Source organism: Pseudomonas sp. Emmai (genome assembly GCF_055179735.1).
Genome location: NZ_CM143685.1, coordinates 5,929,353 through 5,956,306, shown reverse-complemented (window position 1 = coordinate 5,956,306; position 26,954 = coordinate 5,929,353). Strand labels below are relative to the sequence as shown.

The following is a 26,954-nucleotide window of genomic DNA, read 5'->3' as shown; positions in this document are numbered from 1 at the left end:
TCAGTCACGGTTAATGTCGACTGACACACCGCCATCGCGAGCAAGCTTTGCTCCTACAGGGCCGTGGTGTTTCAGGCATTTTGCGCTTGCAGGAATATCGAAAACAGCTCCGACTGGGACTTGATCCCCAGCTTGCTGTACATGTGTTTCTTATGGACTTTCACGGTTTCTACGGAGATTTCCAGCTTACGGGCGATTTCTTTGCTGGAGCAACCGCTGAGCATCAACCTTCCGACGTCCAGCTCCCGGGCGGTCAGTTGCGCGCCTTTGAGTTGCTGCACCGAGGCTTCCAGTTGCACGCGCCAGTCAGCCTGGATCGGGGCGGGAGCCAGGGCCACGACTTCGTTGATTTCATAGGGCAAGCGCTGGCGCAACAGGCCCAGCACCCACGGCTGGATCAGCGACAGCAAGGCTATCTGCTGGCCGCTGAAACGCTGCTTGCTGCCCAAGGACAGGCACAGCGTGCGGTCGCCTTCGAGCTGGCAATTGAACTGGATTTCGTCGGCCACCACATTCAGACGAAAGTAGCGCTGGTAATACTCGGTCAGCTCGAAGTGCTCCGGCGCGACTTCCGACAGGCGATAGAGCCCGGTGCGCGATTGTTCGCGGCAGGCGATGTAGAACGGGTCCAGCAGGTACAGGCCGCGCAGGTAATCCTGGAACAGTTGGTCGGGGCTGCCGTCCTCGCCAGGGCATTCGGCGAACACTTGCGGGTGCTGGTCGGCGCTGAAAAGCAGCACCACCCAGCTGTCGAAATCCACGTATTGGTCCAGCAACCGGACCAATTGCGTCCAGAAGTTCGGCTTGTCCAGGGCGTCGATCAGTTGCCCCACCGAGCGGTGCCAGGCGATGTCATCCAGCGAGAGTGTCATGCGTCTACCCCTATCGGGTTACCCCGGCCGCGTGATTCCCTGGCCGGTTGCTTGCTGCGCATACTGGCGCACAGACACCGACCGGGCAATCTTTCTGCATCCCCGGCGCTCATAACAAGGAATACCCATGAAGGTCGAACTCGCCCAATTGGCGGGCCGTGACAACGACACGGCTTACAACCTCGAACGCGCCCTGGCCGCCATCGCTGGCTGCGCCGCCGACACGCAACTGATCATGTTACCGGAAGGCCACTTGATGGGCTTCGCATCGGAAGAGACCGTGGCCCAGGTCGCCGAGCCGCTGGACGGCCCGACCGTCAGCGCTGTGCTCGCAGCGGCCCGTGAACGCCAGATCGCCGTGGTGGTGGGCATTGCTGAGAACGACAACGGCCGTTTCTACAACACCACGCTGCTGATCACCCCCGAAGGCATTGCCCTGCGCTATCGCAAGACGCATTTGTGGGCGTCGGATCGCGGCGTCTACGAGGCCGGCGACCGTTACGCCACGTGCCTGTGGAACGGGGTGCGGGTCGGCCTGCTGATTTGCTACGACATCGAATTCCCCGAAACCGCCCGTGCCTTGGCGCAACTGGGCGCCGAAGTGCTGCTGGTCACCAACGGCAACATGGACCCCTACGGCCCGACCCACCGCACCGCGATCATGGCCCGCGCCCAGGAAAACCAGGCGTTTGCGCTGATGGTCAACCGCGTGGAAGCGGGGGATGGCGGGTTGTTGTTTGCCGGCGGCAGTGCGCTGGTGGATCCGCTGGGCACGTTGCTGTTCGAAGCCGGGCGCGAGGAGGGTCAGTTTGCGGTTGAGCTGGACCTGAACCAATTGGCGGCGGCGCGACAGGATTATCGGTACCTGGATGATCAGCGGCTGAAGTTGCCGGGGGAGATTGTCGAGCATGCCAATGGACGGCGGGAGTTACTGATCCCTAAAAACTGAAGATCAAAAGATCGCAGCCTTCGGCAGCTCCGCCGAACGCGATTCCGCTGTACCGATCGTTCCCACGCTCTACGTGGGAATGCAGCCCGGGACGCTCCGCGTCCCAAGAGCGGACGCAGAGCGTCCATTGAGGCATTCCCACGCAGAGCGTGGGAACGATCACGCAACACCCCGTACCTTGCGCCGAACTCGGCTCTGCCATAAATCTAATAAATTCGGAGTAGTCGCTCATGGCTCGTTTGCAACGCACCCTGTCATTGGGTTCGGTGGTGCTGTTCGGCATCGCCTACATGACGCCGATCATTGTGCTCGGCACCTTCGGCATCCTCGCTCAATCCACCGCCGGCATGGTCCCGGCCGCTTACCTGGCGGCGCTGGTGGCGATGTTCTTCACGGCCATGAGCTACGGGCGCATGGCCGCCGCGTTCCCGGTGGCCGGTTCAGCCTACAGCTATGTGCGCAAAGCCATCAGCCCGAAACTCGGCTTTATCGCCGGTTGGGCGGTGCTGCTCGATTACCTGTTCCTGCCGATGGCGATCTGGCTGATCGGTGCGGCTTACCTCAACTCCGCCTTCCCGGCGGTGCCGCAGTGGATCTGGGTGTTGGCGTTCATCGGCATCACCAGCGCGATCAACATCGTCGGCCTGAAACTGGCCAACGGCATCAATGCCTTGCTGATGCTGGTGCAATTTCTGGTACTGATCGCTTTCGTCGCCCTGTGCGTGCATTACATCGGCGGCGACGCGAACACACCGTTGTGGACGATCAAACCGTTCTTCAACGGCGACATGCAAATGCCGTTGATCATGAGCGGCGCGGCCATTGCCTGTTACTCGTTCCTCGGTTTTGACGCGGTCAGCACCCTGACTGAAGAAACCCGCGACCCACGCCGCACCATTCCCCGGGCGATCATGCTGATCACCCTGATCGGCGGTTTGATTTTCGTCGGCGTGTCGTACTTCGTGCAGATCGCCCATCCGTCGTTCCAGTTCGACAGCGTCGACTCGGCGGCTTACGAAATTGCCCGCAACATCGGCGGCGACCTGTTCGTCTCGATCTTCCTCATCGGCCTGATCGTCGGCCAGTTCGCGTCGGGCCTGTCGGCCCAGGCCAGTGGTTCGCGGTTGCTCTTTGCCATGGGCCGTGACGGCGTGCTGCCCAAGTCGTTTTTCGGCACGTTGCATGAACGCTTCGGCACGCCGGTCAACAGCATCCTGCTCTGCGCCGTGGTGGCGTTGCTCGCGCTGAAACTGGACGTGACCACCTCGACCTCGTTCATCAACTTCGGCGCCTTCCTGGCCTTCAGCCTGGTGAACCTGTCGGTGATCTTCCATTACTGGATCGGCGGCGAGAAAAAAGGCCCGCGTGAGCTGGTGCTGTTCCTGGTGTTCCCGTTTGTTGGCCTGGTGGCGGACTTGTGGCTGATGGTCAGCCTCGATCACCTGGCGATTTACCTGGGCCTGAGCTGGCTGGCGATTGGCGTGGTGTACCTGGCGGTGCTGACGGGCGGGTTCCGTCGCCAGCCGCCGGAGATGGATTTCCAGGAAGCCACGTAACGACACACCACCCTGTAGGAGCGAAGCTTGCTCGCGAAGGCGTCGGGTCTGACACACCGCGTCATCGTTCTTCGCGAGCAAGCTTTGCTCCTACGGTGACGGCGGTATGTCAGTCAACATTGATGTTGAATGTGCAGCCGTCTTCGCGGGCAAGCCTCGCTCCTACAGGGGGGGTGTTCAGCTTGCCAGTTTGGTCTGGCGCACCGGCAGTTCGACGCGGAAGGTTGTGCCCGTCCCGACGACGCTGCGCACGGAAATATCCCCGTGGTGCTTTTTCACGATCCCGTACCTGTAGGAGCGAAGCTTGCTCGCGATGGCGTCGGGTCTGACACGCCGCGTCATCGTTCTTCGCGAGCAAGCTTTGCTCCTACGGTGACGGCGGTATGTCAGTCAACATTGATGTTGAATGTGCAGCCGACTTCGCGGGCAAGCCTCGCTCCTACAGGGGCTGGTGTTCAGCTTGCCAGTTTGGTCTGGCGCACCGGCAGTTCGACGCGGAAGGTTGTGCCCGTCCCGACGATGCTGCGCACGGAAATATCCCCGTGGTGCTTTTTCACGATCCCGTACCTGTAGGAGCGAAGCTTGCTCGCGAAGGCGTCGGGTCTGACACGCCGCGTCATCGTTCTTCGCGAGCAAGCTTTGCTCCTACGGTGACGGCGGTATGTCAGTCAACATTGATGTTGAATGTGCAGCCGACTTCGCGGGCAAGCCTCGCTCCTACAGGGGCTGGTGTTCAGCTTGCCAGTTTGGTCTGGCGCACCGGCAGTTCGACGCGGAAGGTTGTGCCCGTCCCGACGATGCTGCGCACGGAAATATCCCCGTGATGTTTTTTCACGATCCCGTACGACAGCGATAGCCCGAGCCCGGTGCCCTGGCCAATCGGTTTGGTGGTGAAGAACGGGTCGAAGATTTTCTGCAAGGTCTGCGGCTCAATGCCCGAGCCGGTGTCGGCGACTTCGATCCACACGGTTTCACCCGCCATCCCGGTGCTCAGGGTGATGGTGCCGCGTTCCGCCCCGATGGCCTGGGAGGCGTTGACGATCAGGTTCATGATCACCTGGTTGATTTGCGACGGCAGGCACTCGATTTCCGGCAGCACCTGATAGGCCTTTACCACGTCGGCCTTGTACTTGAGCTCGTTGGCGACGATGTTCAGGGTCGAGTCGATGCCCTGATGCAGGTTGGCCCACTGCCATTCCTGGTTCGAGTCCACCCGGGAGAAGTCCTTCAGGTCCTTGACGATCTGCCCGACGCGGCTGATGCCGTCCTTGGACTCCTTGATCAGCAGCGGAATGTCCTCGCGCAGGAACTCCAGCTCGATGCGTTCGCGCAGCACGCCCAATCGCTCCATCACCTCGGTTGAAGTAATCGCCTGTTCGGCACTGCGATAGGCGTCGAGCATTTCCTGCAGTTGCTTGAAGTAGCCTTCCAGGCATCCGAGGTTGGAGGAAATGAAGCCGATGGGGTTGTTGATTTCATGGGCGACGCCGGCGGCCAGTTGCCCCAGCGAGGCGAGTTTTTCCGATTGCACCAGTTGCGACTCAAGCTGTTTGCGCTCGTCGATTTCCCGCTGCAAGGCTCCGCTGGCCTGTTTGAACTCCGTCGTGCGCTGGTCCACCAGGTGCTCCAGGTGGTGCATTTGTACCGAGGCCCGTTCGGTCATGTCCCATTTGGTCAACAGGGTATTGGCCATCTGCTGCACTTCAATATTGTCGAACGGTTTTTTCAGGATCAGCAGCCGGTCATGGGCCTGCAAACGGTCGAGCAGTTCATCCCACGAGTAATCGGAATAAGCGGTGCACACCACCACTTGCAGGCGCGGGTCTTGCTGCCACAAGTGTTCGATGGTCTGCGCGCCGTCCCAGCCATCGGGCATGCGCATGTCGACGAAGGCCATGGCGTAGGGACGGTTTTCCTTCATGGCGAACTTGAGTTTGCCCAGGCCTTCCTGGCCGCCGAAGGCCGAGTCCAGTTCGAACAGGGCGCTGGCGGATTTGACTTCGGCGCCGAACAGCGCCACTTCCATCTCATCCAGTTCCACGTGTTGCGCCGGGTTCGGGGTGAGGATCTTGCGAAAGTCGACATGAATGGACGGTGTGTCATCGATCAACAAAATGCGTCGATTCGAGAGTTCGCTCATGCGTCACCTGCTACGGTTTTCAAAGGGATCTGCAGCGTGAACTGTGCGCCTTTGCCCGGTCCGTCGCTATGGGCGGTGAGGTGGCCGTTCATCTCGATGGCGGCCAGGGCACAACTGTGCAGGCCGAAACCATGGCCTTCCTTGCGGGTGGTAAAGCCGTGGGCAAAGATTCGCGTCATGTTTTCCTTGGGGATGCCTTCACCGTCATCCTTGACGCTGACTTGAAGAACGCTGTCGTCGACTATTTTCACCCCAAGGGTCATCTGTCGTGGACGGTCGCTGAGGTCAGACATCGCGTATTTGGCGTTGCTGATCAGGTTGATCAGGATCAGCAGCAAGCGGTGTTTGTCACCCATGATCCGGGGGACTTCGCCGTATTCCTTGACCACCGTGACGTGGTGTCGGGTCAGGGCGCCGGAGTTCATGCGCAGGGCGTCCTCCAGCAATTCGCTGATGTGCACCGGCTCCATCAGGCTGTTGGCGCCGGCGTAGGACTGCTGCGTGGCGACGATTTCCTTGATGTGGTCCACGCTTTTGGTCAGCTGCGCCAGTTCTTCGGTCATGCCCTGTTGTTCGAGGGCAATGGCGTCCACCAGTTGATTGAGGTAGCCGGGGAGCAATTTGCCTTTGGCATCCTCGGTCAGAAAGCTGCCCAGGTCCGCAGCGTGTTCGTTGATCAGTTGCATCGCCTTGCCCAGCCCCAGGGCCTTGCTGCCGCGCAGTCTGCGGGTGACCAGGTCGGCGGAGATGTTCACGCTGTTGAGCACGTTGCCGACGTTGTGCAACACGTTGGTGGCGATCTCGGCCATGCCGGCCTGGCGCGCGGTGTCGAGCAGTTCGCTCTGGGTATCGCGCAGTTCCCGGGTGCGTTCTTCGACCCGCAGTTCCAGGTCGTCGTTAGCGGTTTGCAGCGCTTTGTTGACGCGGCTGATCTCGGTGTAGCTGCGCATCAGCCGAATCGCCAGGTACACCAGCACCAGCACCAACAGCACGGAAAACACCAGCATGTAGAAGTGATAGCGCTGATACACCGCATCGGACTGCTTCTGGTCGTCGTTGAGCAAACCGGTGATGTCGTCCAGGCGTTCGGCCACGGGGATGGCTTCGATGTTTTCCAGCAGGCGGTTGACGATCGGTTGCTCCCGCAGGATCAGCGCGATGTGATTGCTCAAAATGTCGATGGGGCTGTGGAACGGTTCTGGCAACCGCAGTTTGTTCACCCCCAGTTTGTTCAGGCCGACCAGGATGTCAGCGGCCTTGTCGTCCGAGGTCACTTGCGCGAATTCGAGTGCGCTGAGCAGCAAGTCATAGGTGTCGGTGGCGATGTTCTGCAGTTGCAGTTGGTCGCCATCCACTACTTGGGCCAAGGGTTGCTGAATGTCGTCCTCGGCTGTGGGCAAAAACGCCAACGAGTTGCGCAGTACCGCGTTGTGGGACTTGAACTGCTCCACCAGTCGGGTTTTTTCCTGGATGGCGGCCAGGTAGGCATCGTGGCTGTCCTTCCACGCGGGCGAGTCATTGCGCCCATGGCTCGATTCCATGTTTTCGAACCGCTCCCACAACTGCGTCATCTCGGTCAGGGGTGTGACCAGTGGATCGTAGTTGTGATTGAGGGTGATCCGCGCCTTGAGAATCTCGGTTTCCCATTGCGCGTTGAGTTGTTTCATCCGCCCGATCAAGTCCCGGGAGTCGGTGTAGGCCGAGGTCTGGTCGGAACTCGATTTGAGGTACAGGAACAACAGAATCGAGGCCAGGGCCAGGGCCACCAGGCTGAGCAGCGCCAGGCTGCGACGGCGGGACATTTTCATAATGGCTTGCCCTCCCATTCACCGGTCAGGGTCTTGAGGAACAGGATGATCAGGGCCTTGTCGTCATTCGAGGGCACGCGGCCGAGCTGGTACTTGAACATCACATCCACCGCCTCTTCGAGGGTTTTCGCCGAGCCGTCGTGGAAGTACGGCGCGGTCACGGCGACGTTGCGCAGGCTCGGGACCTTGAACACATTGCGGTCCTCCTCATCCTTGGTCACCAGGTAGCGTCCCAGGTCGGTTTGGGTGGGGTTGCCCCGGGCCTGGAAGTAATCGCCCATGACCCCGAATTTCTGGAACATGTTGCCGCCGATGTTCACCCCTTGATGGCAGGAAATGCAGCCGTACTCCTTGAAGCGCTGATAGCCGTACTTTTCTTCGAGGGTGAGGATGTCGGTATTGCCTTGCAGGTATTGATCGAAGCGCGAATTGGCGCTGACCAGCGTGCGCTCGTAGCTGGCCAGGGCGTTTTGCACATTGCCCATGGTCACGCCGTCCGGGTAGGCGCTGGCGAACGCGGCGTGGTAGGTCGGGTCGGCGCTCAGGGTTTGCACCACGTGCTCCCAGTTGCTGCCCATTTCGCTGGGGCTCTGCACCACTTCGTGGACCTGGGCTTCCAGGGTGGCGGCACGGCCATTCCAGAACTGGCGGAAGTTGAGGGAGGCGTTGAGCACGCTCGGGGTGTTGATGGCCACCGGTTGGCCGTTGAAGCCGATGGAGAACTGTTTGTTATCGGCGCCACCACTTTCCAGGCGATGACACCCGGCGCAGGACACGCTGTTGTTGACCGACAGGCGCGGCTCATTGAATAACTGGCGACCGAGTTCGACCCGCTGGGGATTCTGCTGCGGCACGGGAGGTAACGGTTTGAGCGGTTCGTTCAGCGGTGCGCCGCTGGCGCTCAGGCAGATCGCCAACGCAAACACCGCAACGGCAAAGGCAGGGTTGGACGACATCGAATAATTCCTTGGCGGTTGGCCTGGGTGTGGTCGTGCGTCGCTCATGTCTGGGCTGAAGGCAGCGGCTTCACCAACATCAAATAATGCGCAAAAGCGTCCGGCGCCACGGCTTTGCTGAAGTAGTAACCCTGGCCTTCCTCGCAGTGGTGGGCCTTGAGGAAATCCAGTTGTTCGAGGGTTTCGATGCCTTCGGCGATCACCGTCAGCTTGAGGCTCTTGCCCAAACTGATGATGGCGCTGACCAGGGCGGCATCGCTGCTGTCCCTGCTCAGGCCGCGGATGAATGACTGGTCGATTTTCAGCACATCAATGGGAAACCGGCGCAGATAACTGAGGCTGGAATAACCGGTGCCGAAGTCATCGATGGCCAGGCGCACGCCCAGGGCCTTGATCCGGTTCAGAGCGGTCACGGTGGCGTCGACGTTCTGCATCAACACGCCTTCGGTGATCTCCAGTTCGAGCAAGGTCGGGTCCATCCCGGTCTGCTTGAGGATCAGCTCGATGCTCTCGACAAAGTCGCGCTGGCGAAAATCGATGGCTGACACGTTCACCGAAATGCAGATTTTCGGCAGCCCGGCGGTCGTCCAGATACACGCCTGGCGACAGGCCTGGGCCATCACCCATTTGGTCAGCGGCACAATCAAACCGCTGTCTTCGGCCACCGCGATAAAGTCCGAGGGATAGACCCAGCCTTGTCCCGGTTTTTTCCAGCGGATCAGCGCCTCGGCGCCCACCACCTGGCCACTGCCCAGGTCCATTTTCGGCTGGTAGTGCAAGACAAATTCGTTGCGCTCCAGGGCCAGCCGAATCCCCGACTCGATGCTCTGCTGCTCCCGGGCACGCTGGTTCATTTCGTCGATGAAAAAGCTGAAATCGTTCGGGCCGTTTTCCTTGACGTTGCGCATCGCGGTTTCGGCTTTCTTGATCAGCACGATGGCATCGAGGCCGTCCTCGGGGTAGATGCTGATCCCCAGGCTGGCGGTCACACTCAGGTCGTGGCCGGCGATGTGTTGCGGCGCGCGGATCGCGTTCAGCAGTTTTTCCGCGATGCCCTTCGTCTGCTGCGGGTGGCGGATATCGGCCAGGATCACCACGAACTCGTCGGAGCCGTAGCGAAACACCGAATCGGATTCACGCACCGTGGCCACCAGGCTCTGGCCGACGCGTTTGAGCATTTCGTCGCCAGCCGGGTGCCCCAGGGCATTGTTGATGCGCTTGAAGCGGTCGAGGCCGAGAAACATCACCGCCAGTTGTTTGTCATGGCGCCGGGACAGGGCCAGGGACTGGTTCAGCCGATCGCCGAGCAAGGTGCTGTTGGGCAACTCGGTGAGGATGTCGTATTGCAACAGGTGCGAGACCTTGAGCAGCTCATGCACCCTGGCCTCGATGGTCTGCTCCAGGCTCAGGACTTTCATCGCCGCGTCCTGGGCCATCTGCCATTTCCAGGTCAGGGCGCTGGCCATCTGGCGGATTTCCAGGCTGTCGAAGGGTTTTTTCAGCACCAGTAGCTGATCGCCGAATTCGAGCCGTTCGGCCATGGCTTCCCAGCTGTAATCCGAATACGCGGTGCACAGGGCGATTTGCAGGCTGGGATCGGCCTTCCACAATTCCTCGATGGTTTCCAGCCCGTCCCAGCCCGGCGGCATGCGCATGTCGGTGAACGCCAGGGCATACGGTCGACCTTCAGCCCGGGCGCGCTTGACCAGTTCCAGGGCTTCCTGGCCCTGGTAGGCGGAATCGAGCTGGAAGGTCAGGCGGTCCGGTTGCAGCGTGCCGAACAACGCTTCCTCGGTGCCGGCCAGGATCTGTTCTTCTTCCGCGTCGGGGTCGAGGATCTTGCGGAAATCCAGATGGATCGACGGTGTGTCATCAATGATCAGGATGCGCCGGTTGGTCCGCACGAAGGGTGTCTTCATCCGTTGTCCTCCGTGGACCGCGGCAAGTTGCCCGAGGTCAGGCCGGTTTCGCTGCCCGAGGGCATGATGCTCCCGGCTTTCAGCAGTTCGGCGGCTTGTTGGCTGCTGACCGCTTTGCTGAAGAAATACCCTTGGGCGTTCATCGGCGAACCTGTGGCCATCAGCGAACTGCGTTGCTCCTGGGTTTCGACACCTTCGGCAATGATTCCGATCCCTACGTCACGGGCGAAATTGATAATCGCCCGCAACGTGTTCGCGCTCGCCGGGTCCTGGGCGGCGGTGTCAATAAAGGCCTGGGCCAGTTTCAGGTGGTTGACCTGGTAGGTCTTGAGGTAATCGAACGAGGAATACTCGGTGCCGAAGTCGTCGATGGCGATCTTCACCCCCAGCTCCCGCAGGCGCGGCAGCACATCGTTGTGGGTCCATTTGGTCTGGGCCAGGGTCGCTTCGGTGACGTCGAAGCGCAGGTCCCAGGGGCACAGTTCCCAACGCGCGGTGGTGCGCAACACGTCGTAGATCAGTTCGGGGCCGCTCTTGAGCTGGGCCAGGGACAGCTTGATCGCAATCACCGGCGGCGCCATGCCTTCGTCGCGCCACTGGCGCATCTGCTGGCAGGCGTGGTCCAGCACCCAATGGCCGAGGGCGACGATGGTCCCGGTTTTTTCCGCCGCCGGCAGGAACGCCGGGCCTTCGAGCAAGCCGCGGGTGGGGTGGTTCCAGCTGACCTGGGCTTCCATGCCGAGGATCTTGCCGGTGCTCAGGTCGACTTCGGGCCAGTAATGCAGCTCCAGTTCTTCGTTGTCGATGGCGGTTTTCAGGTCGCTGGCGATGGTCATGCGCTCGACCACTTCCTGATTGATCTCCTCGGAATGGAAGTGGTACTGATTGCGGCCCTGCTCCTTGGAACGATAGAGCGCCATGTCGGCCTGGGTCAGCAGGCTGTCCGCACTGAGCATGTCCGGGGTGCAGCTGCTGATGCCGATGCTGACCGACGCCCGCACATCGTTGCCGCCCAGGGAGTAGGGCTGCACCAGCGCATCGCGGACCTTCACCGCAAGTGCCGCTGATTGGGTAGGGTCGCTGACATCGAGTTGCAGGATCGCGAACTCGTCACCGCCCAGGCGCGCGACTACGTCGTTCTCGCGCACGCAGGCCTTGATCCGCCGGGCGACTTCTTGCAGCAACAGGTCGCCCACCGGGTGGCCGAGGGTGTCGTTGATGCGCTTGAAGTGGTCCAGGTCCAGGTAAAAAATCGCAAACGCGGTGGCGCCCCGACGATTGGCGGCGAACGCCTGGTGCAGGCGTTCGATCAGGGTCGCGCGGTTGGCCAGCCCGGTCAGCCCGTCGGTGCGGGCGAGCAGGGCGATTTTCTCTTCGGCGAGCCGGCGTTCGGTGATGTCGAGGATGATGCCTTCGACTTCCAGCAAGCGACCTTCGGCGTCACGCACCGGGATGTAGCGGTTCTCGACCCAGCGCCAGGCACCGTCGCCGGTGCGCATGCGGAACTCAATGGACGCGCCCTCGGCATGCCGGTCCAGCACCCGCTCCATGGCGATGTCGACCTTGGACAGGTCGTCCGGGTGAATCAGCTCCTTGGACCAATTGGCCGACGCCACCAGTTTGGCCGCGGTGTGCCCGTACTTGGTGATGTTGTGGGAGATGTACATCAGCGGGAACGACGGCTCGCCGCGCAGTCGATAGAGGATGGTCGGGCTGTTTTGCACAATGATGTTGGCATCGGACAGCTCCAGGGTGCGTTCTTCGACGGCTTGTTCGAGCAGCGACATTTTCAGCGCCGCGTCTTCGGTCATCTGCCATTTGGCGGTCAGCGCACTGGCCATCTGGCGGATTTCAATGGCATCGAAGGGTTTTTTCAGGATCAACAGGCGATCGCCCAGCTCCAGGCGTTCGTCGATGTCTTCCCAGGAATAGTCGGAATACGCGGTGCACAGCGCCACTTGCAGCTTGGGGTCGACCTGCCACAGCCGTTGGATGGTTTCCAGGCCGTCCCAGCCCGGTGGCATGCGCATGTCGATGAAGGCCATGGCGTAGGGCATGTCGTTGGCCAGCGCCGTTTCGACCATGTCCAGGGCTTCAAGGCCCTGAAAGGCCGATTCGAGGGTAAAGCTTTGCAGCGTGATGGCCGCCGTTGATCCGAAAAGCGCCCGTTCAGTGTTGTCCAGGTCGTCGTCTTCAATCGACTGCGGGCTGAGGATCTTCGCGAAATCCTGATGGATAGAAGCGGTATCGTCGACGATGAGGATTCGCCGGTTAGTCCGTGCCAGGAGCGCATTCATAGGCATGAGCCCTGGGCGACAGCGGTTCGAAACGGTCTGTTCATAGGGGCATCCTTTCCCTGATCACCTGGCCGAACGGTTGCAGATTGTGGATCCGAGTGACCTGAGCATAGTCCTTTGTCCGGAGTTCGCTTGGGGGAATGGAATGAATGAGTTGCGGGCAGTGTCTGAAAATCATCTAGCCTGTAGCTCAGGCTCCGGCAAGAGTGGATGTTTGCCGGGGGCTGACACGCGATAGGCCCGTTTCACTCGAGGTGACGCCATGGAAGAGCAACTCCCTACGACTTTGACCGATAAACCCAAGGTGTTGCTGGTCGACGACGAGGAATCAATCCTCAGCAGCCTGCGCCGGCTGTTACGCGGCCAGCCCTATGACGTATTGCTGGCCACCAGTGGCGCCCAGGCCCTGGAAATCATGGCGCAACAGCCCATTGACCTGGTGATGAGCGACGCGCGCATGCCCAATATGGATGGCGCCACGTTGCTGGCGCACATCCATCAGCTGTACCCGGCGACCACGCGCATCCTGCTCACCGGCTACGCCGACCTGCCGACGATCATCAAGGCCATCAACGACGGGCAGATCCACCGTTACATCAGCAAGCCCTGGAATGACGAGGAACTGCAACTGACCTTGCGCCAGGCCCTGGAGCATCATCATTCCGAAAGTGAGCGCCGGCGCCTGGTGCAATTGACCCGGCAGCAGAACGATCAACTGAAAAGCCTCAATTCCACCCTGGAAAAACACGTCGCCGCGCGTACTTCCGAGCTGCAACAGACCGCCGACATGCTCGACCTGGCCTATGAAGAGCTCAAACACAGCTATGTCACCGGCACCGAGGTGTTCTCGTTGCTGGCCAACCTGCGCCTGCCGCCGGCCAAGCAGACCAACCGCCAGATCATCGAACTGGTGCGGGTGTACTGCAAACTCCACGGCCTGGACGAAGGCACCAGCCGCGACCTGACCATGGCCGCTGCGCTCTACAACATCGGCAAGCTGAGCTGGACTGACAGCATGATGATCACGCCGTCGGACATGCTGCATCACCTTGATCGCGACCGTTATCGCGAGTATCCGAAGCAGAGCGAGTCGCTGCTGATGACCCTCGACCCGATGAAGGACGCCGCCCGTCTGATCCTGCACCACCAGGAACGCTGGGACGGCAGCGGCTTTCCGGACCGGCTCAAGGGTGAGGCGATTCCGCTGGGTTCGCGGTTGCTGAAACTGGCAGTGGATTTCATCGAATTGCAGCGCGGGTTGATCCTTGAGCGGCAGATGAACAGCGACGAAGCGCTGGTGTATATCCGCAGCTATGCCGGGCGGCTCTACGATCCGGAATTGGTCGAGGATTTCATTCAGGTCTGTTCCGCGTACCTCAGTGACGTGACGCTGGCCGACCCGTCGGTCAAAGTGCTGACCACCCGCGACCTGGCGCCGGGCATGATCCTGGCGCGCAACCTCAACGCCGACAACGGCATGTTGTTGCTCAATGCCGGCAAAGTGCTGAACGGGCCGCTGGTGGATAAATTGATTGCCTTTGAAACCATGGAAGGCGCCAAGTACAGCGTATTCGTGAAAATCCCTGAGGAAGTGGAAGCGTTGTTGGAGCGTGAAACCTCGTAGGCGTCTGCCTGACATAAAACCTGTGGCGAGGGAGCTTGCCTGTGGCGAGGGAGCTTGCCCGTGGCGAGGGAGCTTGCCCGTGGCGAGGGAGCTTGCTCCCGCTGGACTGCGAAGCAGTCCCCCTGCTTTTTGGGGCCGCTTCGCAGCCCAGCGGGAGCAAGCTCCCTCGCCACAGGCAAGCCTTGCTCCTACAGGTTATGCTTTTGGCCTTTTTACCGAGGCCAATTCATGTCAACTTCCCCCCGCATCATCCACATCGCCGCCGCCCTGCTGATCGGTCCCGACGGCCGTACCTTGCTGGTCCGCAAACGTGGCACCGAAGCCTTCATGCAACCCGGCGGCAAGATCGAGCCCCATGAGCGACCGGCCCACGCCCTGGCCCGGGAGCTGGAAGAAGAACTGGGCCTGGTCATCGACCCGGCGCACGCCACTTTTCTGGGCCCGTTCTCGGCGCCGGCCGCCAACGAACCGGGCTTTGTCGTCCAGGCCGAACTCTTTCTGCTGACCATCGACGCAGACGTCCGCCCGGCGGCCGAAATCGAAGAGGTGCGCTGGATCGACCCGGCCACCGACGGCCAACTCACGCTGGCGCCATTGACACGGGACGTGATCCTGCCGTTTTATCGAGCCTCGGTGACCGCGATCGCCTGATCAAAACAAGACCAAGGACTGCCCCATGATCCCGCTTCAAGACTGGCTGATCTTCGCCGCCGCCGCGTTGCTGATGGTACTGACGCCGGGGCCGAACATGATTTACCTGATCTCCCGTTCGATCTGTCAGGGGCGCAAGGCCGGGGTGACCTCGTTGCTCGGTGTGGTGGCGGGGTTCTTTGTGCATCTGTTCGCGGCGGCGGCCGGTTTGACTGCCGTATTTCTTGCGGTGCCAATGGCGTATGAAGTGCTGAAATGGGCCGGCGCCCTGTACCTGGTGTGGCTGGCCTGGCAGGCAGTCAAACCCGGCGCGCGCTCACCGTTCGAGGCCCAGCAACTGCCGCCGGATTCGTCGCGCAAACTGATCACCATGGGCTTTCTGACCAGTGCCCTGAACCCGAAGATCGCGGTGTTCTACCTCTCGGTATTCCCGCAATTCATCAGCCCGGAACACGGCTCGGTGTTTACCCAGAGCATCATCCTCGGGCTGACTCAGATCAGCGTGAGTTTCTGCGTCAACCTGCTGATCGCCGTGTTCGCGGCGGGAATCGCCGCGTGGTTCGTCAACAACCCGACCTGGCTGGCGGTGCAGCGCTATTTCATGGGTTTCGTGTTGGCGGCGCTGGCAGTGCGGCTGATGCTTGAGCAACGCAGGACGGCATGACCATGTGGATTGAACGACTGGATGCCAGCCATGCCCTGGACTATCGGGCGCTGATGCTCGAAGCCTACGACCTGCACCCGCAAGCCTTCACCTCCAGCGTGCGCGAACGCGCCGTCATGCCGCTGAGTTGGTGGGAATCAAGGCTGACCGGCAAGCTGGACGTGGTGTTCGGCGCCTTCGAGGACGGCCAGTTGGCAGGCATCGTCGGCCTGGCCTTCGAACCCCGGGAAAAAGCCCGGCACAAGGCGACGTTGTTCGGCATGTACGTGTCCGGCAAGGTCCGCCAGCGTGGCGTGGGGTTTGAACTGGTGCAGGCGGCGTTGGCCGAGGCGCAGAACCATCCCGGATTGAGGTTGATTCAATTGACCGTGACGGCGGGTAATGAAGCGGCGTTCAAGCTGTACCAGCGTTGCGGCTTCATCCAGTACGGGCTGGAGCCACTGGCGGTGCGGGTCGGCGAGGACTACTTCGACAAAATCCACATGTGGCGCGAGATCACCCAGTCCTGATCGTTCCCACGCTCCGCGTGGGAATGCAGCCCGGGACGCTCCGCGTCCCATCCAGAGCCGAACGCAGAGCGTCCGCTGAGGCATTCCCACGCAGAGCGTGGGAACGATCGGTCGTACAGTGCTAGCGAACGGCGCTGACGCCGTCGAGGGTCGAGAACGACGTGTCCTTCGCCGTCAGCAAAAAATCGCGCATGTACGGCGCATCCAGCATGTCCGCACGAATCCCCGCGTACAGCGTCGCAAACAAGCCTTTCTCGCCCAGTCGCTTGGCCTTCACGTAACCCCGTGAGCTGTATTCATGCAGCGCCCAATGGGGCATGCCGCACACGCCGCGACCGCTGGCTACCAATTGCATCATCATCACCGTCAGTTCCGAGGTGCGGACCTGGGCCGGTTCGACGTCGGCCGGCTCCAGGAAACGGGTGAAGATGTCCAGGCGATCGCGCTCCACCGGGTAAGTGATCAAGGTCTCGGTGAGCAAATCTTCCGGGACGATGTAGGCCTTGTTGGCCAAGCGGTGCTGATTGGCCACCGCAAGCATCGCTTCATAGGTGAACAGCGGCACGTAGGTAATCCCGGCCAGTTCCAGCGGATCGGACGTCACCACCAGATCCAGATCGCCGCGAGCCAGGGCCGGCAGCGGGGCGAAGGAGAAACCCGAAGCCAGGTCGAGTTCGACTTCCGGCCAGGCGTCGCGGAACTGGTCGATGGTCGGCATCAGCCACTGGAAGCAACTGTGGCATTCGATGGCCATGTGCAAACGTCCGGCAGTGCCGCCGGCCAGCCGCGCGATATCCCGTTCGGCGCCACGCAGCAGCGGCAGGGTGGCATCGGCCAGTTGCAGCAGGCGCAGACCGGCGCTGGTGAAGCGCACCGGTTTGGTCTTGCGCACGAACAGCGGCATGCCCATGCGCTCCTCCAATTCCTTGAACTGGTGGGACAGGGCGGACTGGGTCAGGTGCAGGCGGTCGGCCGCATCCACCAGGCTATCGGCTTCGCGCAAGGCGTGCAGGGTCTTCAGGTGACGGATTTCAAGCACCGGGGGCTCCATGAGGAAAACTTGTGATCAACACGAAAAGGTTGAGTTTGTCTCATGTTGGCCTGAGTGTCGACAATAGGGCCATCTTTTACAAGGAGAACTTCACCATGGCTCTGGCCCACACACTTGGTTTCCCGCGCATCGGCGCTGACCGCGAACTGAAAAAAGCCCTCGAATCCTACTGGAAGGGCGATCTCGATCAGGACGCGTTGAAAGCCGTCGGCCGCCAATTGCGCGCCACCCACTGGCAGTTGCAGAAAGACGCCGGCATCGACCTGCTGCCGGTCGGTGATTTCGCCTGGTACGACCAGGTGCTGAGCCATTCCCTGGCCTTCGGCGTGGTGCCCGAGCGTTTCGACAGCACCCTGGACGCCGGCGGCCAGCCGAGCCTCGACACCCTGTTCGCCATGGCCCGTGGCGCGACCACCGCCTGCTGCGGCGGCGAACACCGCACAGCGCAATACGCCCAAGAGCTGACCAAGTGGTTCGACACCAACTACCACTATCTGGTCCCGGAATTCAGTGCTGACCAACCATTCAAGCTGAGCTGGGAGCAGCTGTTCGACGAAGTCGCCGAAGCCAAGGCCCTGGGCCACAACGTCAAACCGGTGATCATCGGCCCGCTGACTTACCTGTGGCTGGGCAAGGCCAAAGGCAACGACTTCGACAAACTCGACCTGCTGGAACGCCTGCTGCCGGTCTACAACGAAATCCTCGGTCGCCTCGCCGAACAAGGCGTGGAATGGGTGCAGATCGACGAACCGATCCTGACCCTCGACCTGCCCCAAGCCTGGAAAAGTGCCTTCGAGCGCGCCTATCACATCCTTCAATACTCGCCGCTGAAAAAACTCGTGGCGACTTACTTCAGCGGTCTGGAAGACAACCTCGGCCTGGCCGTCAGCCTGCCGGTGCAAGGCCTGCACATCGATGCGGTGCGGGCGCCGGAGCAACTGGGCCAGGTGCTGGATCGCCTGCCGACCTACAAGATTCTTTCGGTGGGCCTGGTCAACGGGCGCAACGTCTGGCGCTGCGAACTGGAGCAAGTGCTGGCGCAACTGCAACCGGCCCAAGAGCGTTTTGGCGACAACCTGTGGGTCAGCAGTTCCTGCTCGTTGCTGCACAGCCCGGTGGATCTGGCGCGTGAAGACAAACTCGATCCTGAGCTCAAATCCTGGCTGGCCTTCGCCGTGCAAAAGTGCGGTGAAATCGCCGTGCTGCGTGATGCCTTGAACAGCCCGCAATCGCCCAAAGTGCAAGCCGCTTTGGCCGAGAGCCGCGCGATCCAGGCCAGCCGCGCCCAGTCACCGCGCATCCATAAAGCCGAAGTCCAGGCGCGCATCGCCGCGGTCGGCGCCCAGGACAGCCAACGTCATTCGCCGTTCGCCAAACGCATTGAACAGCAACGGGCACGCCTGCAACTGCCGGCGTTCCCGACCACCACCATCGGCTCGTTCCCGCAGACCGGTTCCATCCGTCTCGCGCGCCAGGCGTTCAAGCAAGGCAAGTTGTCGGCCAACGATTACACCGACGCCATGCACAGCGAAATCCGCCACGCGGTGCAAGTCCAGGAACGCCTGGGCCTGGACGTGCTGGTGCACGGTGAAGCCGAGCGCAACGACATGGTCGAGTACTTCGCCGAGCAACTGGACGGCTACCTGTTTACCCGGTTCGGCTGGGTCCAGAGCTATGGTTCGCGCTGCGTGAAACCGGCGATCATCTACGGCGACCTCAGCCGCCCGAACGCCATGACCGTCGACTGGATCACCTACGCCCAGAGCCTGACCGACAAGGTCATGAAAGGCATGCTCACCGGTCCCGTGACCATGCTGATGTGGTCGTTCCCGCGCGAAGACGTGTCGCGCAAAGTCCAGGCGCAACAACTGGCCCTGGCCCTGCGCGACGAAGTGACGGACCTGGAAAACGCCGGGATCAAGATCGTGCAGATCGACGAAGCCGCGTTCCGCGAAGGCTTGCCGCTACGTCGGGCGCAATGGCAGGAATACCTCGACTGGGCGGTGGAAGCGTTCCGTCTGACGGCCAGCGGTGTGCGGGACGAAACCCAGATCCACACCCACATGTGCTACAGCGAATTCAACGACGTGATCAAGGCGATTGCCGACATGGACGCCGACGTGATCACCATTGAAACCTCGCGCTCGGACATGGAATTGCTGGAGGCCTTCGAAGCCTTCGACTACCCGAATGACATCGGCCCGGGCGTCTACGACATCCACTCGCCACGGGTGCCGGACACGGCGCAGATGGTCAAGCTGATGAGCAAAGCGGTGAAGCGCATTCCGGCGGAGCGCTTGTGGGTCAACCCGGATTGCGGCTTGAAGACCCGGGCCTGGCCGGAGACCGAAGCGGCGCTGGTGAACATGGTCGCGGCCGCAAGGCAGTTGCGCAGTCAGTTGGCCTGAGCTGATCGTTCCCACGCTCCGCCTGGAAACCCGCTGACCGAAGGCCGGTCAGCGGGTTTTTGGCCTTAGTTCATCCGCAGAATCTGGATCCACGCAATGATGTAGTCATTGCCGGTGCCGGTGGCCAGCTCGTTGGAAATGCACAGTTGGTCGTTTGGGGTGCGCGGGATAAAGTCCAAGGTGTAGTGGCGCATTTCGGCATGGTTGATGGTCAGGTTTGCAGTGGCGCGTTCATTGGTGTGCCATTTCAAGACGGGGACTGTGTACAGTTCCGGGTATCGCGCGACGTTGACCGTGAACGTGTAAGTCTTGCCCGGCGTCAGATTGTCGTAATCCTTGTAAAGGACGACCCCCTTCGAGGTATGGGTGTTGGTGTTGTTGAACAGCACGTATTGGCTGACCGGTTTGTGGACGAAGAAGCTAAGGTCATTAGGCCCAACCGCTGGCCCCTTCTGCCAGTAGTTGTAGTTCGGGTGGTAGAAGTTTGTAACGTCGAGCACCAGCCCTTCCTGCACCGTGAAAGCGCGAGTCCCGGAGACCAGGTCGCTACCATCCGTGGTTCTTGCGATGAGGTTATGGGTGGCTACGCTGAAGGTGCGCTCCGTAATGGTCCAGACCCCGCTGTCATTGACCCTGAACCGACCCAGGGACGTGTTGTTATCCATCACCTCTACCTCTGACCCCGCATCGGCCGTGCCGCTGATACTCAGGGCGCGGTAATACGTCGTTGCTCGATCAGCAACCACCGCGTCGCCAGCCGTGACGCTGGTGATTTCCGGTGTTTCATTCGCGTCATTCACGGTGAGCGTCAACTCCCGTGATGGCAGCTGCCGGATGCCCCGGATAAACAGGTAACTCACGATCACCACCCGGCCTCTGTTGGCCCGGATAAACGCTGTGTCCAGTGGAAAATCGGCCAGACCGTTGTCGTCCAATTCCACCGGGGCGAACGTCGGGGAACCGGCCCCGGGGGCGCCGCGAACAATCAATTGGACCTCATCGCCCGGACGGAACCCCGGAACGACGACCCGCCCCCTGGACCCTTGCGGGTTGTCTTTGGGCTCAAGCACGCCGCCCGGTGCGACGATCACCACGGGGGGAGGCAAGTCCGGTATGCCGACGCCAATGACCCGCGCGTTGGCAATTTTCGAGTCGGCAACGCGTACGTTGTTTCTGAATAGCGAATAACGACCGGTCACCTGTCGTCCGCTGATGACCAGGCGATTGGGCACATCCAGTATCAGCGGCAAGAAGGTGCCAAATTGGACGGCCACCGTCCCCGATACAGTGAAGTCACGGTCGGGAGGGCTGCTGTAGGTGGCCTCGACCCTGTCATCTTCCGCAAACAGAGGGGCGGCGGCCCTGATCGCCATTTTCAGCGGCACGCCGGCCATCCGCTCCAGGTCGATAAGGCTGGAGTCCATGTCGTTCGGGTGGTCGTAAAACACCGGAGCCGGGGGCCGCACGCCAGCGATATCGACATCAATAACGATATGTGCCGAGTACGGATCGGTCGGATCCGGGCCGTTGGTGATCTGGTCGTGTACGGTGTACTGGAGCAAAAAATCCGGACTGTCGCCGGCATTCTTGAAGTCTTGCGCCGTCAACAGGCGCTTGATGCAGATGGGCGCGCTGACACCGAACTCCGTGGCCTCGCTCGGCAAGACCTTGAAATGCAGCGTCGAGGTCCCCATTAGCAGCTCGATGTCGTCATGAGCCCGGCAGTACGGGTAACAAAAGCTTACTTCGACATCCTGCACCGCCCGAGCGGCGTCCAGGCCATTGTCGATGATGTCCTGGGGCAATTTCAGTTGCAGTTCCGAGTGTCCTGGCTCGGTGTTGAGGTCTTTGTTACCGGGGCGGATTTCGTTGTACAGGATGCTTAACGGCGGATTGGAACGCTCGGAGTTTCCGCTGACCCGGCTGACCATGGCGACCAGAAAGTTGACGGCTTGTGGGTTGAGCAGATGATTGGGGATTTTCATCAGGTGCCGGGCATTCTCTTGGCCTGTTCCAACGATGAGGGTGTCGCAAATGTTGCCGTTGAGAATGAGGTCGATGACATCCAGTTCCGCCCCACCGACCAGGGGGTCGATGATGACCAGGGCGCCATTCGGGTCCCGGTCATCGTAAATTCTGATCGAGACCCCGCAGTGCGCCCCGACCACAGGCTGAGTACTTCCCTGGACAATCGGCACATCGATCCTCAAGACACCGTTTTCGGGTGCGCTGAGTGCGCTGGCGAAGGTGTCGGCTTCCGGCTGAGGCTGCGCCTCACGGATCCTGCGGGTGTTACCCACGATGAGTATTTCCCGCGAAGGTAATGAGTGCGTGTCGCCGTTGCTGTCAGTGCGGGTAAAGGAAAGCCGGGCGCTGCCGCCGGCCAGGACCTGGACATCGGCGTTGGCAATCTTGAAAACCAGCGCCGATGGGGTCTTGAGGGTTTGTGTTTCGGTGAGCACGTGTGACACGCCTGTACGGTCCAGCCCTAACCAGAAAAGCGTCAGCGTATCGCCTGGGGCAAAGTCTTGCGTATCGAGACTGATATCGAGCCCCTGGCTCCCCAGTTGGCTCAGGTAGAGGGTGTCCTGCTCGTCAACACCTGCCACGGTCGGCGGTGCGGACTCGTTGGCTTCGCCCTGAATCGTGATTGATCGGCCCAGTGAGTGATCCGTGGCGCTGTTACCGACGGCATCATCAATCCTGTAGTACAGCACGCCATCGCCAGCACCGTTCTCGGCCAGAATGTCTTTAGGCAGGATAAAGGTCAGGGCCTTTCCAACTTCATCGGCTTTCACGTTATGGGTTGTGGCGAACACGCCGCACACCAGCGTCACCACATCGCCACGGCACATGTTTTCGTAGGGGGCAATCGTGACCGGTACATCCTCCTGGCCGCTGAGCAGTGTCGAGCTGAGCTCCGGTGCCGCCAACAGTTGATGCCCCGGCGCGTCCGGGTCTGGATCGATGCCGCCGGGCAAGCGGGTTTTGACCAGCACCTTCAACGGCACGGACCACTCGATATTCACTCGGTAAGTCACGCTGATCTCCCCTTCGGGGATCAGCTTGGCCGGGATGTACTGGATGATCGGCGCGCCCGCGTAATCTTCCTTGACCGGCAGCACCAGGACCAGGCGCTCGTCGATGTACACCAACACATTGTCGCCGGGTTTGATCGAGTCCGAATTGATGCTGACCTGCAATCCAGGCGCTTTGACCATGGCCTGATTGACGCCCGGGATCGCTTCATCGACAACGGGCAGCGCTGCCGGAATATCAATCGGCGGGCGCTGGCGGACGTTGGGACTGGGGAACGCAGGCTCTTGGTTACGGTTATCAGTGCTCATGATCCGGGCTCCGGTGGCGGGCGCATAAGTGGCAATGGGTACAGGGCTGATTGGATGCTTCCAGGCGGGACGTGGCTACTGTCAGAAATAACAGGTTGCGGGTGGTTTCCGATAAATGGTCATTGCCCTGGCGCAGGGAGGTGCGCAATCAGCGCCCATGACCGCTGGGCAATCTTCATCAAACTGTCACGCAACTGTGGCAGCGCGCTTGAACAAACTTCATCAGACTCGCGCTCTACTGGGGTTCTGCGTTTCGGTGTTTTTCAATGCGTGTATTTCTATTCCTGGCGGCGCTGCTTTTCAGCCTGCCGTCCTTTGCGGCCTCGCGTTGCGACGTCAATGTCCCGACTGAACATGTCGACCTGGACCAGGTCAGCCTGGCGTACCAGAGCATCGGCCGTGCCTCCGACCCCGCGTTGCTGCTGGTGATGGGCCTGGGCGGACAATTGATCCACTGGCCCGACGAGGTGGTGGTTGCCTTGTGTCAGCAGGGCTTTCGGGTGATTCGCTACGACAACCGCGATGTCGGGTTGTCGACCTGGCGCCAGGCCCCGGCCGACGCCAACCTGACCTTCGAAGTGCTGCGCTACAAACTCGGTTTGCCGGTGGCGGCGCCGTACACGTTGACGGACATGGCCGAGGACGCGCTGGGGCTGATGGATGCGCTGCACGTCGAGCAATTCCACGTGCTGGGCGCGAGCATGGGCGGGATGATCGCCCAGCACATGGCGGCCATGGCGCCACAACGGGTCGAGAGCCTGACGCTGATCATGACCAGTTCCGGGGCCGAAGGCTTGCCGGCGCCGAGCGCGGCGCTGGTGCAGTTGCTGTCGCGTCGGGGCGCGCCGAACCGCGAGGTGGCGCTGGAGCAACAAGCCGATTTGCTCGCGGCCCTGAGCAGCCCGTCGGTGAGTGATGATCGGCAGGTGTTGTTGCAGCAAGCGGCGGCCTCGTATGACCGGGCGTTCAACCCTGAGGGTGTGAAACGCCAGATCATGGCGATCCTCGCCGAGCCAAGCCGCGTGGCGTTGCTCAATCAGTTGCGTGTGCCGACCCTGGTGGTGCACGGCACGGCGGATCCGCTGTTGCCGGTGATGCACGGCGTGCACCTGGCGGCGCATATTCGCGGCAGTCAGTTGAAACTGATTCCGGGCATGGCCCATCGTTTCCAGGAAGCTTTCAAGGAACCGCTGCTGGCGGCGGTGTTGCCGTACCTGCAAACCCACCGCGAAGACACCTCGCACTGGGCGCAGATCGAGCCGGTGGCCACCCCCAATCTCCTGTAACCCGCCAATCCCCTGTAGGAGCGAAGCTTGCTCGCGAAAGCGGTGTGTCAGCCAACATCCATGGTGAATGTGATGGCGTCTTCGCGAGCAAGCTCTGCTCCTACAGGGAGGCGGTGTGTCAGCCAACATCCATGTTGAATGCGATGGCCTCTTCGCGAGCAAGCTCTGCTCCTACAGGGAGGCGGTGTGTCAGCCAACATCCATGTTGAATGTGCTGGCCTCTTCGCGAGCAAGCTTTGCTCCTACAGGGAGGCGGTGTGTCAGCCAACATCCATGGTGAATGTGATGGCGTCTTCGCGAGCAAGCTCTGCTCCTACAGGGAGGCGGTGTGTCAGCCAACATCCATGGTGAATGTGATGGCGTCTTCGCGAGCAAGCTTTGCTCCTACAAGGGGAGGGCTGCAGTCCTGGCCCCGTCAGGTGTATTGTTCGAGCTTTGCGGCGCAAAACAGCCTGCGAGGTCTGCGATGAGTAATTCCCTGAAAATCGATTTTGTCAGCGACGTGTCCTGCCCTTGGTGCGTGGTCGGGTTGTATGGCTTGACCAAGGCGCTGGATTTGCTGGGTGACGAAGTGCAGGCCGAGATCCGCTTCCAGCCCTTCGAGCTGAACCCGAACATGGGCCCCGATGGCCAGAACATCACTGAACACATCAGCGAAAAGTACGGCTCGACCCCCGAGCAATCGCAGAAAAACCGCGAGATGATCCGCGCCCGTGGCGCCGAGGTCGGGTTTGCTTTTCGCACCGACGGCAACAGCCGCATCTACAACACCTTCGACGCCCACCGCTTGCTCTACTGGGCCGGGCTGGAAGGGCTGCAATTCAATCTGAAAGAGGCGTTGTTCAAGGCGTACTTCACCGATGGCGGCAATCCTTCCAATCATCAACAACTGGCGCAGATCGCTGAAAGCGTGGGGCTGGATCGGCAACGGGCCGTGGGGATTCTGGCGTCGGATGAATACACCCGAGAGGTTAAAGAAGAAGAGCAGTTGTGGCTGTCGCGCGGCGTGAGTTCGGTGCCGACGGTGGTGTTCAACGGCCAGTACGCGGTCACGGGCGGGCAACCGGTAGAGACGTTTGTCGGGGCGATCCGGCAGATCATGAATGAGGCCAAAGGCGGAACGGTCAGCTGACTCCAGCCCCCGCCAGCGATATGTGACAAAAAAATATCAATGTGCCACTACAGTTGCTGCGATCGCTGCCGACACAGGCAGCATCGTTATCAATCATAGGGACTTGATCCATGACCGTTCACGCTCTACGTACCTGGGCCGCCATCACCTTATTGGCCTGCCTGACCCTCACCGGCTGCGCCCACGTTCAACCTCCCGTACCGCTGGACCACCAATTCTGGGATGCCAAGGAGCCGACCATCGGCGTGGCCATCACCGTGCTGCCGGAGCCGATGCTGGCGTTGACCGGTAACCAGGGGATCCTTGATTACGCCATCAACCGTGGCGTCAACAGCAAGCTCAGCGACACCGTTGAAAAATGGCAAACCCGCGACCTCAATACGCTGCCGGATGTCATCGTCGCCAAGCTGCAGGCCAAGGGTTACAAGGCCAAGCGCATCGACGAGCCGGTCGATCTGCAGAAATACAAGGAAGCCAGTTTCCGCGAAGGCTATACCGTGCGCGATCTGACGCCGATCAAAGCGGCTTACGGTGTCGATCGCCTGCTGTTGGTCAACGTCTTCACCACCGGTGCCACCCGCAGCTACTACAGCATCGTGCCGACCAGCGTACCGATGGCCCAAGTGAGCGGGCAGGGCATGGTGGTCGATCTGGCCGACAACAAACTGCTGTGGTTCCAGCCTTTCGCCGCGGTGCAAGCCGCCCAGGGCGAGTGGGATGAGCCGACCTACAGCAACCTGTCCAATGCCTTCTACCAGGCGATGGACAATAGCCGTCAACAAATGATCACCCCGTTCGCCCAATGAAACGTTCGGGCGTGGCCGCTGCCGCGCTGGCGTTGCTGACGCTGGCCGGTTGTGCGCAGAAACCGGGCCCCGAGCCCGGTTTCAAGGATCAGGGCGCGTTGCCTTACGTCCAGGCCCACGGGCTCAAGGTCGATGTGCAACTGCCGCCAGCGTTTGTCGGCGCCAGCACGGTGATCGATGCCAAGGCTGCCCAACAAGCGGCGTCGTCGAGTTATAACCTGGTGGCGAGTTCGGGCAACACGGCCGGGCTGGCCGGCTTGCTGGTGGCCAGTTTGATCAATACGCAAATGGGCAGCGGCACGTTGCAGCGCGATGCAGAAAAAACCGCCCTCAACGAGGCGCGGCCGATGGCCGACTTGCTTGGCGGCGTGCCATTGCAGGAACGTTTGCAGCAGCGCTATCAACAGGCGTCGCAAGTGGCCGGGCTCAAGCAGGGCGAAGGGCAGGTCACCGCGCGTTTAGTGATCGAACCGAAACTGATGCTCGGCCCGGATCGCGGCAGTTTTGTGCTGATCAACCAGGTGCAGGTCCAGGACATTGCCGGCTCGGCGCTGTATCGCATGCGCATCGAAGTGGCCAGCCAACCAATCCGGCGTTGCGGCAGTCAGTGCATCGATGACGGCACGCTGGATTTGAGCAAGGTCACGGCGGCGCTCGATGAATGCATCGACGAGTCCATGCGCGTGCTGGCCACCGACCTGATGCAGCCGACCCCACCGCCAGCCGCCCAAGAAACCTTGCGCTATGTCCTCGATGGCCAGCGCGTGGTCGAGCGGGGTTATCAGCTGGCCAACAACGGCAATTATTGGCGTTATCGCAATCTGTACGGGGCGGTGAAGTCAGTGCCGGTGCCGTTTGAAGAGGCGATGAGCCCGACGCAGTTGCGCAAGGTGTATGGGCAGTAGCACGTCGATCAAAGGGCGCTGCATAACCCTGTTGATGATCGTTCCCACGCTCTGCGTGGGAACGCAGCCCGTGA

The 26,954-nt window shown here is 61.1% G+C and carries 19 protein-coding genes; 11 read left to right on the top strand and 8 right to left on the bottom strand.

What is annotated here, in order from left to right:
* Window positions 1-71: 71 nt before the first annotated feature.
* Entirely contained in the window at window positions 72-872 is an 801-nt protein-coding gene (locus ACY4LX_RS27295; RefSeq protein WP_463258369.1) for a helix-turn-helix transcriptional regulator, read from the bottom strand.
* A 127-nt stretch (window positions 873-999) separates the two neighbouring features.
* Here ACY4LX_RS27295 and ACY4LX_RS27290 point away from each other — a divergent pair, with 127 nt between their 5' ends.
* Both ACY4LX_RS27290 and ACY4LX_RS27285 read left to right on the top strand, forming a co-directional pair.
* Window positions 1,000-1,821, top strand: a complete 822-nt coding sequence (locus tag ACY4LX_RS27290; protein ID WP_463258368.1) for a carbon-nitrogen hydrolase family protein — start codon at window positions 1,000-1,002, stop codon at window positions 1,819-1,821.
* Between the two features lie 230 nt (window positions 1,822-2,051).
* On the top strand, window positions 2,052-3,377 hold the full coding sequence (locus ACY4LX_RS27285) for an APC family permease (RefSeq protein WP_149658025.1): 1,326 nt from the start codon (window positions 2,052-2,054) through the stop codon (window positions 3,375-3,377).
* Window positions 3,378-4,110: 733 nt separating this feature from the next.
* On the opposite strand, the gene ACY4LX_RS27280 is transcribed toward ACY4LX_RS27285, so the two are convergent.
* Genes ACY4LX_RS27280 through ACY4LX_RS27260 form a run of 5 tightly spaced genes read right to left on the bottom strand, consistent with a single transcriptional unit; the run spans window position 4,111 to window position 12,503 of the window.
* Window positions 4,111-5,517 (bottom strand): ATP-binding protein, encoded by a 1,407-nt coding sequence (locus ACY4LX_RS27280; protein ID WP_463258367.1) that lies wholly within the window; start codon window positions 5,515-5,517, stop codon window positions 4,111-4,113.
* The gene (locus ACY4LX_RS27275) at window positions 5,514-7,325 is read right to left on the bottom strand and encodes a DAHL domain-containing protein (RefSeq protein WP_463258366.1); all 1,812 of its coding nucleotides are present in this window, start codon (window positions 7,323-7,325) and stop codon (window positions 5,514-5,516) included. Before ACY4LX_RS27275 ends, ACY4LX_RS27280 begins: the two co-directional genes overlap by 4 nt.
* Window positions 7,322-8,281 (bottom strand): cytochrome-c peroxidase, encoded by a 960-nt coding sequence (locus tag ACY4LX_RS27270; protein ID WP_463258365.1) that lies wholly within the window; start codon window positions 8,279-8,281, stop codon window positions 7,322-7,324. Before ACY4LX_RS27270 ends, ACY4LX_RS27275 begins: the two co-directional genes overlap by 4 nt.
* Window positions 8,282-8,325: 44 nt before the next feature.
* Window positions 8,326-10,200, bottom strand: a complete 1,875-nt coding sequence (locus tag ACY4LX_RS27265) for a putative bifunctional diguanylate cyclase/phosphodiesterase (RefSeq protein WP_463258364.1) — start codon at window positions 10,198-10,200, stop codon at window positions 8,326-8,328.
* Complete coding sequence (locus tag ACY4LX_RS27260; RefSeq protein ID WP_463258363.1) at window positions 10,197-12,503, bottom strand: putative bifunctional diguanylate cyclase/phosphodiesterase; 2,307 nt, start codon at window positions 12,501-12,503, stop codon at window positions 10,197-10,199. The genes ACY4LX_RS27265 and ACY4LX_RS27260 overlap by 4 nt, the downstream gene beginning before the upstream one ends.
* Window positions 12,504-12,759: 256 nt before the next feature.
* On the opposite strand from ACY4LX_RS27260, the gene nosR reads away from it, so the two are divergent.
* From nosR to ACY4LX_RS27240, 4 genes are all read left to right on the top strand, one after another.
* Window positions 12,760-14,121 carry a response regulator c-di-GMP phosphodiesterase, NosR family gene (gene nosR / locus ACY4LX_RS27255; RefSeq protein ID WP_149658019.1) on the top strand — a complete coding sequence of 454 codons (1,362 nt, stop codon included), beginning with the start codon at window positions 12,760-12,762 and terminating at the stop codon, window positions 14,119-14,121.
* 228 nt (window positions 14,122-14,349) lie between these two features.
* Window positions 14,350-14,772: an NUDIX hydrolase gene (locus ACY4LX_RS27250; RefSeq protein WP_463258362.1), complete on the top strand. Its 423-nt coding sequence runs from the start codon at window positions 14,350-14,352 to the stop codon at window positions 14,770-14,772.
* A gap of 25 nt (window positions 14,773-14,797) precedes the next feature.
* Window positions 14,798-15,436: a LysE family translocator gene (locus tag ACY4LX_RS27245; RefSeq protein WP_149658017.1), complete on the top strand. Its 639-nt coding sequence runs from the start codon at window positions 14,798-14,800 to the stop codon at window positions 15,434-15,436.
* A gap of 2 nt (window positions 15,437-15,438) precedes the next feature.
* The gene (locus ACY4LX_RS27240; protein ID WP_463258361.1) at window positions 15,439-15,945 is read left to right on the top strand and encodes a GNAT family N-acetyltransferase; all 507 of its coding nucleotides are present in this window, start codon (window positions 15,439-15,441) and stop codon (window positions 15,943-15,945) included.
* A 121-nt stretch (window positions 15,946-16,066) separates the two neighbouring features.
* On the opposite strand, the gene metR is transcribed toward ACY4LX_RS27240, so the two are convergent.
* Entirely contained in the window at window positions 16,067-16,984 is a 918-nt protein-coding gene (metR, locus tag ACY4LX_RS27235) for a transcriptional regulator MetR (protein ID WP_123515140.1), read from the bottom strand.
* A gap of 107 nt (window positions 16,985-17,091) precedes the next feature.
* Here metR and metE point away from each other — a divergent pair, with 107 nt between their 5' ends.
* Window positions 17,092-19,404, top strand: coding sequence for a 5-methyltetrahydropteroyltriglutamate--homocysteine S-methyltransferase (gene metE / locus ACY4LX_RS27230; protein ID WP_463258360.1), 2,313 nt, complete (start codon window positions 17,092-17,094; stop codon window positions 19,402-19,404).
* 65 nt (window positions 19,405-19,469) lie between these two features.
* Here metE and ACY4LX_RS27225 read toward each other — a convergent pair whose 3' ends face one another.
* Window positions 19,470-22,751 (bottom strand): hypothetical protein, encoded by a 3,282-nt coding sequence (locus ACY4LX_RS27225; protein WP_463258359.1) that lies wholly within the window; start codon window positions 22,749-22,751, stop codon window positions 19,470-19,472.
* A gap of 266 nt (window positions 22,752-23,017) precedes the next feature.
* Between ACY4LX_RS27225 and ACY4LX_RS27220 the strand changes: the two genes are divergently transcribed.
* From ACY4LX_RS27220 to ACY4LX_RS27205, 4 genes are all read left to right on the top strand, one after another.
* Window positions 23,018-24,037 (top strand): alpha/beta fold hydrolase, encoded by a 1,020-nt coding sequence (locus ACY4LX_RS27220; RefSeq protein WP_149658013.1) that lies wholly within the window; start codon window positions 23,018-23,020, stop codon window positions 24,035-24,037.
* A 466-nt stretch (window positions 24,038-24,503) separates the two neighbouring features.
* Window positions 24,504-25,169, top strand: a complete 666-nt coding sequence (locus ACY4LX_RS27215) for a DsbA family oxidoreductase (protein ID WP_463258358.1) — start codon at window positions 24,504-24,506, stop codon at window positions 25,167-25,169.
* Between the two features lie 110 nt (window positions 25,170-25,279).
* Window positions 25,280-25,975 carry a hypothetical protein gene (locus ACY4LX_RS27210; protein WP_149658011.1) on the top strand — a complete coding sequence of 232 codons (696 nt, stop codon included), beginning with the start codon at window positions 25,280-25,282 and terminating at the stop codon, window positions 25,973-25,975.
* Window positions 25,972-26,880: a hypothetical protein gene (locus ACY4LX_RS27205; protein ID WP_463258357.1), complete on the top strand. Its 909-nt coding sequence runs from the start codon at window positions 25,972-25,974 to the stop codon at window positions 26,878-26,880. Before ACY4LX_RS27210 ends, ACY4LX_RS27205 begins: the two co-directional genes overlap by 4 nt.
* Window positions 26,881-26,954 lie beyond the last annotated feature (74 nt).

Bases quoted from the DNA above. Each gene is read 5' to 3' on its own strand.
- ACY4LX_RS27295 (WP_463258369.1), bottom strand. From the start codon at position 872: ATGACACTCTCGCTGGATGACATCGCCTGGCACCGCTCGGTGGGGCAA.
- ACY4LX_RS27290 (WP_463258368.1), top strand. From the start codon at position 1,000: ATGAAGGTCGAACTCGCCCAATTGGCGGGCCGTGACAACGACACGGCT.
- ACY4LX_RS27285 (WP_149658025.1), top strand. From the start codon at position 2,052: ATGGCTCGTTTGCAACGCACCCTGTCATTGGGTTCGGTGGTGCTGTTC.
- ACY4LX_RS27280 (WP_463258367.1), bottom strand. From the start codon at position 5,517: ATGAGCGAACTCTCGAATCGACGCATTTTGTTGATCGATGACACACCG.
- ACY4LX_RS27275 (WP_463258366.1), bottom strand. From the start codon at position 7,325: ATGAAAATGTCCCGCCGTCGCAGCCTGGCGCTGCTCAGCCTGGTGGCC.
- ACY4LX_RS27270 (WP_463258365.1), bottom strand. From the start codon at position 8,281: ATGTCGTCCAACCCTGCCTTTGCCGTTGCGGTGTTTGCGTTGGCGATC.
- ACY4LX_RS27265 (WP_463258364.1), bottom strand. From the start codon at position 10,200: ATGAAGACACCCTTCGTGCGGACCAACCGGCGCATCCTGATCATTGAT.
- ACY4LX_RS27260 (WP_463258363.1), bottom strand. From the start codon at position 12,503: ATGCCTATGAATGCGCTCCTGGCACGGACTAACCGGCGAATCCTCATC.
- nosR (WP_149658019.1), top strand. From the start codon at position 12,760: ATGGAAGAGCAACTCCCTACGACTTTGACCGATAAACCCAAGGTGTTG.
- ACY4LX_RS27250 (WP_463258362.1), top strand. From the start codon at position 14,350: ATGTCAACTTCCCCCCGCATCATCCACATCGCCGCCGCCCTGCTGATC.
- ACY4LX_RS27245 (WP_149658017.1), top strand. From the start codon at position 14,798: ATGATCCCGCTTCAAGACTGGCTGATCTTCGCCGCCGCCGCGTTGCTG.
- ACY4LX_RS27240 (WP_463258361.1), top strand. From the start codon at position 15,439: ATGTGGATTGAACGACTGGATGCCAGCCATGCCCTGGACTATCGGGCG.
- metE (WP_463258360.1), top strand. From the start codon at position 17,092: ATGGCTCTGGCCCACACACTTGGTTTCCCGCGCATCGGCGCTGACCGC.
- ACY4LX_RS27225 (WP_463258359.1), bottom strand. From the start codon at position 22,751: ATGAGCACTGATAACCGTAACCAAGAGCCTGCGTTCCCCAGTCCCAAC.
- ACY4LX_RS27220 (WP_149658013.1), top strand. From the start codon at position 23,018: ATGCGTGTATTTCTATTCCTGGCGGCGCTGCTTTTCAGCCTGCCGTCC.
- ACY4LX_RS27215 (WP_463258358.1), top strand. From the start codon at position 24,504: ATGAGTAATTCCCTGAAAATCGATTTTGTCAGCGACGTGTCCTGCCCT.
- ACY4LX_RS27210 (WP_149658011.1), top strand. From the start codon at position 25,280: ATGACCGTTCACGCTCTACGTACCTGGGCCGCCATCACCTTATTGGCC.
- ACY4LX_RS27205 (WP_463258357.1), top strand. From the start codon at position 25,972: ATGAAACGTTCGGGCGTGGCCGCTGCCGCGCTGGCGTTGCTGACGCTG.